This window comes from Collinsella sp. AF31-11, assembly GCF_003475605.1.
GTDB lineage: Bacteria > Actinomycetota > Coriobacteriia > Coriobacteriales > Coriobacteriaceae > Collinsella.
Map to the genome: position 1 here is coordinate 1 of NZ_QRQS01000003.1, position 15023 is coordinate 15023.

12 protein-coding genes and 1 tRNA gene are annotated in these 15023 nt (G+C 59.5%); 1 reads left to right on the forward strand and 12 read right to left on the reverse strand.

The genetic code is table 11. The features are described 5' to 3' along the window. Window positions 1-274: 274 nt before the first annotated feature. The 9 genes from rplT to recJ form a co-directional block, all read right to left on the reverse strand. The gene (gene rplT / locus DWZ22_RS02050) at window positions 275-634 is read right to left on the reverse strand and encodes a 50S ribosomal protein L20 (protein ID WP_006234421.1); all 360 of its coding nucleotides are present in this window, start codon (window positions 632-634) and stop codon (window positions 275-277) included. Between the two features lie 47 nt (window positions 635-681). Next, window positions 682-873, reverse strand: a complete 192-nt coding sequence (rpmI, locus tag DWZ22_RS02055) for a 50S ribosomal protein L35 (RefSeq protein WP_117734492.1) — start codon at window positions 871-873, stop codon at window positions 682-684. A gap of 32 nt (window positions 874-905) precedes the next feature. Continuing rightward, on the reverse strand, window positions 906-1475 hold the full coding sequence (gene infC / locus DWZ22_RS02060) for a translation initiation factor IF-3 (RefSeq protein WP_117734493.1): 570 nt from the start codon (window positions 1473-1475) through the stop codon (window positions 906-908). Window positions 1476-1905: 430 nt separating this feature from the next. Then, window positions 1906-1992: transfer RNA gene (locus DWZ22_RS02065), tRNA-Leu, on the reverse strand. Between the two features lie 39 nt (window positions 1993-2031). Next, a complete protein-coding gene (locus DWZ22_RS02070) occupies window positions 2032-3465 on the reverse strand; it encodes a transglutaminase-like domain-containing protein (RefSeq protein WP_118405304.1) in 1434 nt (477 codons plus the stop codon). 252 nt (window positions 3466-3717) lie between these two features. Further along, entirely contained in the window at window positions 3718-4584 is an 867-nt protein-coding gene (gene fba / locus DWZ22_RS02075; protein WP_035137086.1) for a class II fructose-1,6-bisphosphate aldolase, read from the reverse strand. Between the two features lie 195 nt (window positions 4585-4779). Then, window positions 4780-5463: an MBL fold metallo-hydrolase gene (locus DWZ22_RS02080; RefSeq protein ID WP_118405305.1), complete on the reverse strand. Its 684-nt coding sequence runs from the start codon at window positions 5461-5463 to the stop codon at window positions 4780-4782. An 84-nt stretch (window positions 5464-5547) separates the two neighbouring features. After that, window positions 5548-7908, reverse strand: coding sequence for a bifunctional (p)ppGpp synthetase/guanosine-3',5'-bis(diphosphate) 3'-pyrophosphohydrolase (locus DWZ22_RS02085; protein WP_118405306.1), 2361 nt, complete (start codon window positions 7906-7908; stop codon window positions 5548-5550). Between the two features lie 15 nt (window positions 7909-7923). After that, entirely contained in the window at window positions 7924-11211 is a 3288-nt protein-coding gene (recJ, locus tag DWZ22_RS02090) for a single-stranded-DNA-specific exonuclease RecJ (RefSeq protein ID WP_118405307.1), read from the reverse strand. Window positions 11212-11486: 275 nt separating this feature from the next. On the opposite strand from recJ, the gene DWZ22_RS02095 reads away from it, so the two are divergent. Further along, the gene (locus tag DWZ22_RS02095) at window positions 11487-12485 is read left to right on the forward strand and encodes a bile acid:sodium symporter family protein (protein ID WP_118405308.1); all 999 of its coding nucleotides are present in this window, start codon (window positions 11487-11489) and stop codon (window positions 12483-12485) included. A gap of 30 nt (window positions 12486-12515) precedes the next feature. On the opposite strand, the gene DWZ22_RS02100 is transcribed toward DWZ22_RS02095, so the two are convergent. From DWZ22_RS02100 to DWZ22_RS02110, 3 genes are all read right to left on the reverse strand, one after another. Then, a complete protein-coding gene (locus tag DWZ22_RS02100; protein ID WP_117842902.1) occupies window positions 12516-13313 on the reverse strand; it encodes a DUF4931 domain-containing protein in 798 nt (265 codons plus the stop codon). A gap of 3 nt (window positions 13314-13316) precedes the next feature. Continuing rightward, on the reverse strand, window positions 13317-13994 hold the full coding sequence (locus tag DWZ22_RS02105; RefSeq protein WP_118405309.1) for a copper homeostasis protein CutC: 678 nt from the start codon (window positions 13992-13994) through the stop codon (window positions 13317-13319). A gap of 325 nt (window positions 13995-14319) precedes the next feature. Next, on the reverse strand, window positions 14320-15021 hold the full coding sequence (locus DWZ22_RS02110; RefSeq protein ID WP_035137222.1) for an ABC transporter ATP-binding protein: 702 nt from the start codon (window positions 15019-15021) through the stop codon (window positions 14320-14322). Window positions 15022-15023: the final 2 nt, after the last annotated feature.

The window sequence follows — 15023 nt, forward strand, 5'->3', positions numbered from 1 at the left end:
GAGATATATTGCCAGACCGGAGGGGCGCCGGGGGCGGGAATTCCACTCTTCACAAGTCCTACACAATACATCGCTTCCTATATAAGTAATAGAAAGGCTGGTGCAGAAATACTGCACGTATCAGATGATGACCCTTCGGTTAAGAGATATATAAAGATCGGTCACCTGTAAGTGTCTATCTACCCACGCTTTTGCTATATAAACCAGCGCTTCAGATAAAAAGAGGGAGCGCCGCGCACAACGCGACACTCCCCTAGCGATTCAAGAGAATCTATTAAGCCTCGAGAGCCTTCTTGGCGATGGTAGCCAGCTCGTTGAAGGACTCGATGTCCTCGTAAGCCATCTGAGCCAGGACCTTGCGGTCGAGCTCAATGCCGGCAACCTTCAGGCCGTGCATGAACTGAGAATAAGAAATGTCGTTCAGGCGAGCGGCAGCGTTGATACGGGTGATCCAGAGAGAACGGATCTCGCGCTTCTTGTTGCGGCGATCACGATACTGATACTGCAGGGAGTGCTGGACCTGCTCTTTAGCATGCTTGTAAGTACGCGAAGCGGCACCGTAGTAACCCTTCGCACGGTGCATAACGGTACGGCGCTTCTTCTTGGCGGCAACAGCGCGCTTAATACGTGCCATGTTCTATCAACTCCTAGACGGTAAAACGAAAAAAAGGGAACGCGAACTTAGGCGAGACGCGACTTAATGACCTTGCGGTCGGCAGCGGCGATCTCGGTCTCCTTGCGGAAGCCACGCTTACGCTTGGTGGACTTCTTGCTCAGGATGTGGCTCTTGAAAGCCTTGGCGCGCATGAGCTTGCCGGTACCAGTCTTGCGGAAACGCTTCTTGGTGCCGCTGTGGGACTTCATCTTAGGCATGAAATACTCCTTAATCGGTTACAGAACACTAGTTACTTAGTATCGTTTGCCGCTTTTTCCTCATCGAAAGCGCCCTTAATCGGGGCGAGCAGCATAAGCATGTTACGGCCTTCCATCTTAGGCTTGGACTCGACCGTAGCGTAAGGCTTGAGATCCTCGGCGAGACGCTCGAGAACGTTAAGACCCTGCTCCGGGTGAGCCATCTCACGGCCGCGGAACATGATGGTGATCTTAACGCGTGCGCCCTTCTTGAGGAAACGCAGAACGTGGCCCTTCTTGGTCTCGTAGTCGCCAACGTCGATCTTGGGTCGGAACTTCATTTCCTTGACCTCGACCTTGGACTGGTTCTTACGAGCGGCCTTGGCCTTCATGGCCTGCTGGTACTTGAACTTACCGTAGTCCATGACCTTGCAGACCGGCGGCTCCGCGTTGGGAGCGATCTCGACCAGGTCGAGACCCTGATCGTCGGCGACGCGCTGGGCATCGCGGATGGCGAACAGGCCGAGCTGAGAGCCATCGACGCCAATCAAACGGCACGAAGATGCAGTGATCTCGTCGTTGATGCGGGTGTCATCAGACTTAGCTATTTTCCCTACCTCCATTCATAAAAAATAACCCGGCGCTTCTTTGCAACCAGGTCGTACACATAGACATCCTCGGTATGAGGAAGGGAATCTAAGTTGTATGACCAGTCAGCTGCTCATTGGCGCCAAAAGGTGGGAACCCTCAGGTTCCTCTTTAGGGCATTGCGGGAACAACGCCTTGCGAATAATAACACGTACCGCGCGTTATCACATTACGTACACGAAAAAGGGGGCCGCAACCCCCTTGAAGCGCAGGTGCATGTATGGTGCCCGAGGCGAGACTCGAAGGGCCTTCGCTTCGCGAAGCCCCGGGCTTCGGGCGCACGGCGCCCTCGCCACGCTCCGCTACAAACAGGCCACAGGCCTGTTTGCCTAACGCTCCGCGCGCTCACGCGAGTTCGGCACGAAAAAGGGGGCCTTGACCCCCTTGAACGCTCACTTGCATGTATGGTGCCCGAGGCGAGACTCGAACTCGCACGTTGTTGCCAACGGTGGATTTTGAGTCCACTGCGTCTGCCAATTCCGCCACTCGGGCACGTAATGCGTGAGTTAGTTTATCACAGCTTTCAACTGATTACGCCGAAAATGGAACTTCGAGCATTTCGACGAGTTCGACCGTGCGGAGCATCTCGCGCTGACGGCATCCGTGTCCGTTAACCGAGGCTTCGCCCATCTGGTTGTCATAGGGGTCCTCGCGCATGCCGTCGAAAGCAGGCACAAACTCTGCCTGGAATCGATTGTTGGCCACCATACGCCACGGGTCGAGATTGCCAAAGTAGTGACGACGGCGCCACTCCTCCCCCATCCTGCGAGCAGAAGATCCAAATGACACGTCGGCGTTGAGCCAACCGGTCTGCGGCGTATAGAACTCTGCCCAGTCGTGCGACCCCACCGAATCGGGCGCAACGTACAGGCCGCTCTGCCAACGGGCAGGCACGCCCGCGATACGGCACATGGTGATAAACGTGAGCGCCATAACGCCGCAATCGCCGCGGAGCGAATGCGCGCAGTCATCGGCAATAGATCCCAAAAGCAAGTACGGCGGCTGATAGCGATAGTCGATATGCTGCGTCAGGTAATCATAGATAGCACGGGCGCGATCGAGCGGATCCTCGAGTCCGTCAACAACACCGGCCGTCAGCTGCAGCAGATACGGCGTGAATGCAATGTGCGGACGGTCCTCGGAAATATCCTCGGGCAGAGGCGCGTCCATACGCGGATGAACCGGAAGTGTGCCACCGTAGACATCACAATAAGCAGCATCGATGTGATAACGATAGGTCACCGAGAATGAGCGTTCACTCGAAGAAGACCACGAGGCGGTACGTGCCGAAGCGTTCGCGGGAGCAACAGCACCCTCCGGCGTCATGTCGAGAATCTCGACCCGAGACTGCTGGCGACAGGTGGCGGCAACGGGAAGCCAAGCGCGAACGGTCTCCCCCTCTAGAGCGCCGGGGACAGACACAGACGCTTTAAGCGTAATGACGCGAGCCAATCCGTTTTGCGACTCCATCTCCTTGAGCATCTCGTTGCGCAGTGCAATTCCGTCCGTAGGATCGGGACGCATGCCGGGGACCTCTTTGGGATATACGCGAAGCGAATCGAGGAAGTTGTCGAGAACGAGCAGCTCGCCATCGATAAAGCGCCAGTCAATACGCTTACGGTCAATCAGATCGTCAAACTGCTCCTCGGTAAACTCAGGCCACTCCTCGCGAATCATCGCAATAGCTCGATCGCGCGACACCGAAAAATGAAGTGGCGTCTCAAGCATGCGATACCGCTCGGCACGAACGCAGGCTGCCAGCGAAGGCTCAGGATTCTGCCCCAAAAGACGATCACAAGCCGCAACAGCCTGCACCAAATATCCGGCATCCTTGAGTCGAAGAATCTCGGGCGGCAGTCCAATATCGAGATGACGAAAGTCATCACAGCAAACATCAACAGAGCAACCAACAGGACCCTCGTCAATAACCTTCCCATCCGAAGGCAGCACATTAATAACAGCCATACCAAACTCCAAGTCATTAGAACTCTTGAAGTCCATTGTAGCGAGATAAAAAAAGAAAGCCCCAATTAAGGAGCCCTCAACACCGCTGAACGGTAGTCAATAAATATTCAGCCCAGTAACCCTGCGGCGGTAAACGAAGGAAGCCCCGTCCCCCGGAGCTGATTCCGTCTCGCGACTTCTGGCAAAGCCAGGTGAGCGCGAGGGAAACAGCGTAGGGGAAACGGGGCCTCCGGCGGGAAGTTAAACCGCTACTTACGCCTTGTTGACGGAGCCAAACTCCTCCATGAGCTCCTTGGTGCGGGCAACGATGTTGTCGCGACCAGGCTTGAGGAGCTTGCGGGGGTCAAAGCCCTTGCCCTGCTGATCCTTGCCAGCCTCGATGTACTCGCGGACGCCCTTGGCGAAGACGAGCTGCAGGTCGGTGTTGACGTTGATCTTGGAGATGCCCAGGGAAATGGCCTTCTTGATCTGATCCTCGGGGATGCCGGTGCCACCGTGCAGGACGAGGGGCAGGTCGCCGGTCTGGGCCTTGATCTCGCCCAGACGCTCGAAGGAAAGGCCAGCCCAGTCAGCGGGGTACACGCCATGGATGTTACCGATGCCGCAGGCGAGGAAGTCGACGCCCAGATCAGCAATCTGCTTGCACTCAGCAGGATCAGCGAGCTCGCCGCTGGAGGTCACGCCGTCCTCGGTGCCGCCGATGCCGCCGACCTCGGCCTCGATGGACATGCCCTTGGAGTGGGCAAGCTCAACGAGCTCCTTGGTGCGGTCGAGGTTAAGCTGGAAGGTCTCCTCGTGAGAGCCGTCATACATGATGGACGTGAAGCCGGCCTCGATGCACTTGAAGCAGTCCTCGTAAGAACCGTGATCGAGGTGAAGGGCGACGGGAACGGTAACGCCCGTGGCCTCGACGGCAGCCTTGACCATGTCGGCGCAGACCTTGAAACCGCCCATCCACTTAGCGGCACCAGCGGTGCACTGAAGGATCAGCGGAGACTTGGCCTCCTCGGCGGCCTGGAGAATAGCCAGGGTCCACTCGAGGTTGTTGGTGTTGAAGGCACCGAGACCGTACTTGCCGGCCTCAGCCTTCTTGAGCATGTCTGCTGCGTTGACGAGCATAAAAGAAACCTCCTGTAAGGTTGCTCCGATAACGCCTGAGATTTTACCACGGCGTACCCGAGCATAAACGTTCGTTTGTTCACGAATATCGTCCAAACAGACTTTTTTTGACCGTTTGCCCTACGGAATTGACCCGTTGGGGAAAAATAGCTTGACGTTTGGACGCTTCTCGTGCTTCAAAAGCCGACTATTAAGCTACATCTGCATGAACGGGTTCTGCATGAGCTCGCGTGCCATGGTGGTCGAATCGCCATGGCCCGTTAAGCAAACGGTATCGGGCGGGAGAAGCCGGGCGAGCTTGGAGAGCGAGCGCAGAATCGCTGCCTCGTCGCCACCGGCAAGATCGGTGCGTCCGTGGCTGCCCGGGAATAGCGTGTCGCCCACAAAGGCAATGTTCCCCTGCTCGGTGGCAGCAAACAAGACGATCCCGCCCGGCGTATGCCCAGGTGACTCGATCACCTGCAGGCAGATATCGCCCACCTCGATAGCATCGCCCTCGGCGAGCAGGCGCGTCGGCTCCCCGGGGTCGGGTGTCTCAATGCCCCACATAGCTCGCTGCTCCCCGATGTTCGCATACGGCACCGCCACATCCTTAGCACACAGCTCATACTGGCAACCCTCGCCAGCGGTGGTTCGCACGCCGGCAACACCACCAACATGATCGGCATGGCCATGAGTGCATACGGCGCCAAGCACGCGTACGCCGGGATGCTCGGCTCGAATATGTTCCACCAAACGCTCGCCTTCCCATGCGGGGTCGATAATCACGCACTCATTGTCCGAAATAACAGCATAGCTATTGGTCTGAATGGGACCGTTTACGAGCGTCTCAATCTCGACCGATCCCTTGGGAGTTAAATCCAAGGGCACAGCACTCATGTCCCTCTCCTCTCTATAGAACTCGAGGCATCAAACGATGCCTCGAGCGTAGCGAATATCGATAATGTGGCACGTTCGTCGCGACTAAACGCGGCGCTTAAGCTGGGCTCCACCCTCGCCGGGCATCAGGCGGCGAGCATCGTAGACCGAATCGACGCTGCTGATGGAAGCCAGCAGCGGATCCAGACCACTCGCGTCCGAGATCTCGACCATAAAGCGCAGGGTTGCAATACCCTCGCGGTTGGTCGACGTGGCGGCAGAAAGGATATTGCCGCCCGCATCGCCAATGGCAATGGTGACATCCTTGAGAAGGCCCATGCGGTCCAGGCACTCGACCACGATCTCGACCTGGAAGAGGGTGTCGGCAGCGCCGTCCCACTCCACTTCGATCATGCGCTCGGGATGCTCCATAAGACCCTTGACGTTGGGGCAATTGGCGCGATGCACCGAAACGCCACGACCGCGCGTGATGAAGCCGACGATGTCGTCGCCCGTCACCGGATTGCAGCAATGCGCCAGACGGACCAGCAGGCCGCTGTTGCTCTCGCCCTTGACGATAATGCCGTTGCTGGCGCTCTTGCCGCGCTTTTGCGGCTTGCGGTTGGAACCGCGGGCAGGCTGCTTGACGACCTCGGCAATAGCCTCGGCCTTGGAGAGCTGCTCCTCGGGCTTGGGGTCCAAGATTTGCTCGACCTTGTTACCCACAGCGCGAGGGGCAACCTTGCCGGCGCCGACGGCGGCAAACAGGTCCTCGAGCTGCTTGTAATTAAACTGCTCCGCCACGGCGTTGAGCGCACGCGTGGATCGCGGCGTAGAGATGCCATACCCGCGCTTGCGCAGGTCCTTGGCCAGTATATCGCGGCCGGCAGCAGCGTCATCGTCTTTGGTCGCGGCGGCGAAGTAACGGCGGATCTTTGACTTGGCCGAAGGTGTCTTGACGATCTTGAGCCAATCGCGCGACGGCTTGGAACTCTTGTTGGTCAGAATCTCGACACGATCGCCCGTCTTGATCTCGTGCGTGAGCGGGGCCACCGCACCGTTGATCTTAGCGCCGACGCAGTGGTTTCCCACCTCGGTGTGAACGGCATAGGCAAAGTCGAGCGGCGTGGAGCCGGCACGAAGCGCCATGACCTCGCCCTTGGGCGTAAAGACGAAGATCTCCTGATCGAACAGATCGACCTTCAGCGAATGCAGGTATTCCTTGGCATCGGTGATCTCGTCAGACGCAGCCCAATCGAGCGAATGTTTGAGCCAGTTAATCTGGTCGTCCAAGCGCTGGGCATCATTGGTCTTAGCCGCAGACGATCCGCCCGACTTCTTGTACAGCCAGTGGGCGGCGATGCCGTACTCGGCCTGCTCGTGCATCTCGTAGGTACGAATCTGAATCTCGAGCGGACGAGCCGTGGGGCCGATAACCGTCGTGTGGAGCGACTGGTAGTTATTGACCTTGGGCATGGCGATATAGTCTTTAAAGCGACCGGGCATGGGGTGCCATAGTGTGTGCACCGCGCCGAGCGTGGAGTAGCAATCGCGCACCGAATGCGTGATGACGCGCAGTGCCACCAGGTCGTAGATCTCGGAAAATTCCTTGCCCTTGCGCTTCATCTTTTGGTAGATGGACCAATAGTGCTTGGAACGGCCGTTGATCTGGAAGTCCTCCAGGCCAATGCGGTTGAGCTCGTCGGTGAGTGTCTTGATGGTCTCGGCCAGATAGCGCTCACGGACCTCGCGCGACTCCGCCACCATGCGTGCGATGCGCTGGTAGGCGTCGGGTTCAAGGTAGAAGAAGGACAGGTCCTCGAGTTCCCATTTAATGGAGCTCATGCCCAGACGGTCGGCCAGGGGCGCATACACGTCCATGGTCTCGCGGGCCTTAAACAGGCGACGGTCCTCACGCAGGGCCGCAAGGGTGCGCATGTTGTGCAGACGGTCGGCAAGCTTAACGATGATGACGCGGATGTCCTTGGACATGGCGAGGAACATCTTTCGCAGCGTGAGCGCCTGTTTCTCGTCCATGCTGTCGACTTCGATGTTGGTGAGCTTGGTCACGCCATCGACGAGCTCGGCCACCGTATCGCCAAACAGGCCGGAAACATCGGCAAGCGAGGTCTCGGTATCCTCGACGGTATCGTGCAGCAGCGCGGCGCACACCACATCGCAGTCCATCTTGAGATCGGCCAAAATGATGGCCACCTCGACGGGATGGTTGATGTACATCTCACCCGAGCGGCGCTTTTGGTTGCAGTGCTTCTCGGCAGCAAAGCAATAGGCCTGCTCCACCTTAGAAAAGTCGTCCTCATTCATATATTTGAGGCACAGGCGCTCCAGCTTGTCGTAGCTGTCCGCCATAATCTCGGGCGGCAGCTCATCGGCATGCTTATAGTGCTCCATCTCCGAGAACGGCTGGAGGGCGGAATCATGGGCGGTACGGGCTGCGGCATCCATCGAGGTCCCCTTCCCCTAGGCCCGCGGTACGATCGGGCGGTTAACTTTGGCTAGCATATCAGAAGCGCACGAATCGAGCGCCCAACTCCGGAAAGCCGAGAACTCCATGCGCGAACGCAAGCCCTCCAAATAGCGAATTGACCTGCTCAATTGCACACGGCCGGGGTTTTCGGCCATCGCGATGCGACGGGTGTCGTCAAACCCCGAAACGCGACAGAAGCCAAGCTCTTCGAAGATTCCCAGGCCACTTTCCACCGAGCGCTCGTCGACCGGCGTGCGAGCATCGATGGCAAGGCACATCTGCGCGATGTCGATATCGCTCGCGCTAAAGGAATCGTCCCCGGTCTTGCCGCGGTTGGAGCGCCACATGGTTTGCAGCGCGCGATAGAGCGTGACGAGCTCGTCGCGCTCAGGCGCATAGCAGTCGAGTAGGCGCTCGTTAATGCGGGCGTCGCGCGACGAATAGAGCAGGTGAATCACGGCGGGCTGTCCATCGCGACCGGCGCGGCCACTCATCTGGTTAAACTCAATCGCGCCAAACGGCATGTGATAGAGCACGACATGGCGAATATCGGGAAGGTTGACGCCCTCGCCAAAGGCAGAGGTCGAGACGATGCAACTGAGGTTTCCGTCACGAAACGCTTCCTCGACACGGCGGCGATCGGAGCGTGCGAGCCCCGCGTTATAGAACGCGATATGAGTCGCACAGTCGGGCACGCGTTTGCGTAGCGTCTTGGCAAGCGCCACGGACTGGTCGCGCGAGTTGACGTAGATGACGGTCTTCTCCCCCGTCGCGACGATGGACACCAGGCGGTTTTCGCGGCTCGCAAGATCGCGGTCGTCCTCGAGCCGCAAGTTCTCGCGCACGGTCTCGTCGACCACCGTACGGGTAATCGGCAGCACGCGAGCAAGCTCTGCCACGACCGGAGCCGTCGCGGTGGCGGTCGTGGCCAGAACGACCGGATCGCCCATGGTCTTGAGGATATCGGGCATGTCGAGATAGGCGCTGCGGTCGCCGCCCTTGGCAAGACCGGCATGATGCGCCTCATCGATAACGACAAAACCGATGCGCCCCGAACGCGCAAAGCGGTCGCGGTGAATGGACAGGAACTCGGGCGTCGTGAGCACGATGCCGGTGCGGCCCGAAGCCAAGCCGGCAAACACGTCATCGCGCGCCGCCTCCACGGTCTCGCCGGTCAGCACGCCAACGCCAATGCCGAGCGCAGCCATCGTCGACGAGAGGTGATAGGCCTGGTCGGCAACGAGCGCGCGCAGTGGATAGACAAAGATGCTCGCACGCCCGCGAAGGACCGCCTCGCGCGCGGCGTGCACATGGAAGATGAGCGACTTGCCACGTCCCGTCCCCATAACGGCCAAAACACTCTGGTGGTCGGCGAGCGCATCGAGCGCCTCGACCTGCGCGCGGTGCGGCTGGTTCGAGCCGATAAAGCTATGGATAAGCGAGCGCGTCAGCTCGGTATAGGAAAGCTGGGCGAGCGTTTGGCGCTTGCGGGACTCCAGACGAAGACCGGCGTCCGCAGGCTCCACGCCGCGGCGAAGCTCACATGCCGGGTCGTCAACGCTGGGCGCCGTGGTATCGCGGACCAAGACATCCTTGATCATGAGCTTTGGCTTTACGCGACCTTGCCAATGCTCGGCCACGGCCTCGAACACCAAGTCGACGGCGCTATCGCAATTGATGAGCTTATCGATCTGCGGCACGCGGAACATAATGGCCGGCACACTCGCGGCGCCATCGGTCGCCACGAAGCGCATGTGCTCGCCGGTTTTGCCCACCACGGCGCGATCGCACATTGTCACGCCCTCGGCCGCCAACAGCGGCACCTTGTTGCCCTGGCCAAACGGCTCAAGACGAGAAATCTGCTCGATAGTCTCGATATTTAGCTCGGAGAGGTCAACGGTGGCGGCAACCTCGTCAGTGTCCTCAAAGTCCTCGGCGGGAAGTTCGGACAGCACGGCGGAAAGACGACGACGGAACTCGTCGAGCTTGGACGCCTCGATGGTCACGCCCACCGCACCCGCATGCCCGCCGCGACGAATCAGCAGATCGGAGCAGCGCTCGACCGCGTCGAACAGGTTGACTTTGCCCACCGAGCGACCCGAACCGCGAGCAATACCGTCTTCGATCGAGAACAGCAGCGCCGGCACGTGATAACGGTTGGTCAGACGGCTCGCCACGATACCCTTGACGCCCTCGTGCCAGCCCTCGCCACCCACGACGATTGCGCGCCCGCCATCATAGGTCTCCTCGACCTTCGCCATGGCATCGCGTGTGAGCTCCGCCTCGATCTCGCGGCGCTGACGGTTGATCTCCTCGAGCTCGGCCGCCAGCGCGCTTGCCTCGATAGGATCGCGGGCAAGCAGCAGGTCGAGCGCCAGCTTGGGATCAGCCATGCGGCCGGCAGCATTCAGACGAGGGATGAGCGAAAACGACAGGCCGTCGGCCGTAATGGTAGAAAGGTCGGCCTTGGCAAGTGCGGCCAGTGCGATATAGCCGGGGCGGGCGGTCACGCGCATCTGCTGGATGCCCTCGGCGACCAGCGCGCGGTTCTCGGGCGTCAGCGGCATCATGTCGGACACGGTGCCCAGCGCCGCGACCTCGATCAGCGAACGCCAATACGACGGCTTGCCCAAACGCTCGCCCAGGACCTGCACCAGCTTGAGCGCCACGCCGGCACCGGCAAGCTCGCGCGAGGGACCCTCGTCCTCGAGCTTGGGGTCGGTCAGGGGCACGCCCTGCGGCACCTGGTCGGACGGCTCGTGATGGTCCGTGACCACCAAATCGATCCCCAGGCTCTCCAGATAGGAGACCTCCTCCTTGGCGGCAATACCGTTATCGACGGTCACAATCAGGTTGGGTTGGGCGAGCTCGTTGACGCGGTCGAGCGCCGCACGCGACAGGCCGTAGCCCTCGTCAAAGCGATGCGGAATAAACGGCGTGACATCGGCGCCAAACGTGCGCAATGCCTCGGTCAACAGGCAGGTCGACGTAATACCGTCAACATCAAAATCGCCAAAGACCGCAATGTGCTCGTGGCTGCGAATAGCGCGCTCAACGCGGTCGGCGACGACCGCCATGCCCGGAATAACGAGCGGGTCGGCCCAGTCGCGATCGAGCGAAGGCGTCAAAAACAGCTGGCCTTCTTCGATGGATGTAATGCCGTGCGCAACCATAATGCGCGCCACCAGCCCGGGTATGCCCAGGCCAGCCGAAAACTCCTTTTCGAGCTCGGGGTTTTGCCGAGCGACCGCCCAGCGATGCGTCGTCTTAAGCGATGACATAGGCGCCCACCCCCGATAGGGGCAGGTCGCCGCGATACCTCTCACGGTTCATAGCGATGAGTCCTCTGTGTATGCCCGCTTCGGCAGGCAGATCTGTTGAACGGATTTATTATACCGTGCGGCACGGACGCACAACGTCCAGCACGCCGCGGTTTCGATAAACGAGGGCGGTAATAGCCTCGAAATATTCGAGCGTTTCTGACGCACGGACGCATGCGAGCGTCTAGCATATCCATTCAAAACGGATTCACGAGCAAAGGGAGTCACAAGAGCATATGAAGCAATGGGTTGGACTGGGCAAGTTTCTCGCGGGGCACATGCAGGTCATCGTTCCGATTTGCGTGACGCTCGGCGTGCTCTTTCCCCAGCAGATCGGCGTGCTCAAGCCAATCGTTCCCGCCCTGTTTGCCTTTATGACGTTCCAAGGTGCGCTCAGCAACACCTTTCACCAGGTGGCCGAGGTGTTCCGCCGTCCCCTGCATCTGATTTTGGCGTTATTTGTCTCGGCCGTGCTCATCCCCATCGCGGCGTATGCCATGGGCTCACTGTTCTTTGGTTCCAACCCAAACCTTGTCTGCGGCATCGTGCTCGAGTACAGCGTACCCGTGGCAGTCACCGCCTTTATGTGGATCAGCATGTTCGGCGGCAACGGCCCGCTCGCGCTCACCATCATCCTGACGTCCTCGGTCATCTCGCCCGTCACGATTCCGCTCACGCTTAAGCTCCTGCTGGGTGCCACCGTTGCAATCGATGTTACGGGCATGATGCAGAACATGGCCTTTATGATCGCCATCCCCGCCGTGCTCGGCATCGTGATCAACGAGTTCACGCGCGGATGGGGACACGAGAAACTCTCCCCCGCGCTTTCGCCCGCCTGCAAGTTTATGATGATGGGTGTCATCGCCTCCAACTCCACCGCCATGAGCGAGTACGTGCTACACATGAATGCGGTGCGCCTGGAAGTCGCCCTCTTTATTTTGACCTTCGCCATCAGCGGCTTTGTCGTCGGCATTCTGGTCGCCCGCGCGTTGCACCTGCCGTATAGCGAGACGACCACCATGTGCTTTACCTGCGGCATGCGCAATATCTCTTCGGGCGCCGTCATCGCCACGCAGTATTTTCCCGGCGAGGTCGTGTTTCCCGTCATGTGCGGAACGCTGTTTCAGCAGGTGCTCGCCTCGGTTATCGGACATCTCTTTGAGCGACTGACCGGCGAGGAGCGCGCCGCCCAGCGCAAGCGCGTCGAGGCCGGCCGCGACGCCATGGGACGCTAGACTGTCCGCATTACGCGGGTGATAGTCTTGCTATACGAGCGTTTCCAGATGCGCACGCAGGCGCTCTGCATCGATATCGAGCGTGGTCTCGGCATTGACCTGGGCCAAACGATAACCGACAAAGTAGGGCGAAACCACCCAACGCGGCAACACCTTGGCAATGGTCCGGCCGTCCATGTGGTAGAAGAACAAGTTGTACGACTCCGCGCGGCCGCCGTGGTGCTCGTGCAGGATATAGTGCAGGGCCACCTGAATCGCATCGGCAAACAGGTCCGCTTCGGCTTGGTCGCGGGCGTCGTCGCTGGCGGCGATTCCCTGTGGAGCCGAGACGTTAACCTCAAAGAATCCCATAATCGGTTCGGTTGAGATGTTGACCGAGATTCTCCCCTGTTGCCAAACATTGATGCCTTCGAAATTGGCGGAAGCCAGCGAAGCATAGCCGTCTTCCTGCTCCAAGCCCACAATCTGCATGTGTGGATGGACGAGGCTGCCGCCCGAAAGCGGGCCTTTGTTCTTGTACATGAGCACACTGCGGTACTGTTGGGAATCGAGCATCTGCTGCCAACAGCCCAGGGCAAACCGCATCACATGATGCAGCTCATCCGGTTCATAGGTCGCCAGGTCGGCGTCGTGATTGGCAGACTCGATCAATACGGTCTGACGGGTGGCCCGCAAGGTCTTGAACTTATTCTCGAGCCAGATGCAGTCACCATCGCGCTGGATGACGCTGGCGAGCCCCTCCGTATCACAAAAGGGGCACGCGGTGCCAGGGCGACGATTATCGTCGGGCTTACCGCTCGCCTGCTGAACGTCAAATACCAGTGCCACAGGTTACACCTCCAGCGGCACGATCTTGGTGCCATGCAGCTCGGAGACGCCAAGTGCTGCCGCCACGGCATCGCGGCTGGCCGTGGTAATGCCGCCGCCAGGAAGGATGGTCAGGCGGTCGCCCGCGTACTCGATCAAGCGGACCAGGTTTTCGAAGTTGCCCTCGATCGACGTACCGGCAGCGCCGCCATGCGTGAGGATGCGCGTAACGCCGCAGTCGGCAAGTGTATCAATCGCATCGAGCTGAGCCTCGGGCGAGAGCTGGTCAAACGCCATGTGGAAGGTGATGTCAAGGGACTCGCGCTTGCACTCCTCGGCCGCACACCCCGCAGCCATCACCAAGGCACCGAGCGTGAGTTCGTCGAGCGCCCATCCGCCAGCACAAGGCTTGCAACAGCCAAAGACCAGACCATCGACGCCGGCGCTTACGGCAAGGCCCAGATCCATCTCCATCATGCGCAGCTCGTCCTGGTTGTAATGAAAGTCCCCGCCGCGCGGACGAATCATGCACATCACGCGCGCATCGTGCTCGTGAGCGTAGCTGACCGTAGCGCTGATAACGCCGGCGGAAGGTGTGGTGCCGCCAACGGCAAGGTTGTCGCACAGCTCAATACGACTCGCACCGGCCTTAATGGCCGCCGGCACCCGCTCAAAGTTCTCGGCACAAAACTCGTACAGCATAGATAGACCCCCGAAGACAGCAGATGTTTTCCGACGGGCATTGTCACACACCCCCATGAAGTTGCGGTGGAATAAGGGCTCTTTTGGCCTCTGAGGCTCCCATTTAGTCCCTATTCCACCGCAACTTAAAGGGGTAGTCGTTGGCATCTGCCACAACGTCGATGTTTTGACAACGACAGCGAAAGCCCGCCAGAGCGAGCAAGGTGCCTTGAAACAAGGCGGCATTGACCTTCTGGTCATGCCGCCGAAGTTGAAAGGCAGATTGCCGCCCTGGCGGGTTTGCAGCGTCGAGCCGTTACGCGGTTTGGTAAAACCGCGTAACTAGTTAGCCACCAAGATATGCTTTACGCACGTTATCGTCGTGCAGGAGCTCTTGGCCGGTGCCGGTCATGGTGATCTTGCCGGTCTCGAGCACGTAGCCACGCGTGGCGATCGAGAGCGCCATCTGCGCGTTCTGCTCGACCAGAAGCACCGTGGTGCCGGCCTTGTGCAGGTCCTCGACAATCTGGAAGATCTGCTCAATCAGAATCGGCGCCAGGCCCATGGAAGGCTCGTCAAGCATGAGCAGCTTGGGGTTACTCATAAGGGCGCGGCCCATAACGAGCATCTGCTGCTCGCCGCCCGAAAGGGTGCCGGCGACTTGGCGACGGCGCTCCTTAAGGCGAGGGAACTGCTCGTAGACGCGCTCAAGGCCCGGAGCCACCGTGGACTTGGGCTGCGTGTAAGCGCCCATCTCCAGGTTCTCCTCGACCGTCATCTGCAAAAAGGCACGACGGCCCTCGGGCACCTGGGCCAGGCCCTTGCCCACCAGCTTGTCGGCAGGCGTATGGGTAATGTCCTCGCCCATAAACTTGATGGAGCCGGTCTTGGAACGCAGCAGGCCCGAGACAGTCTTAAGCGTTGTAGACTTGCCGGCGCCGTTAGCACCGATCAAGGCCACGATCTCACCCTCGTTGACGTTAAAGGAGATGTCCTTGATGGCGTGGATAGCGCCGTACCAGACGTTGATGTTGTAGACGGAAAGCATCG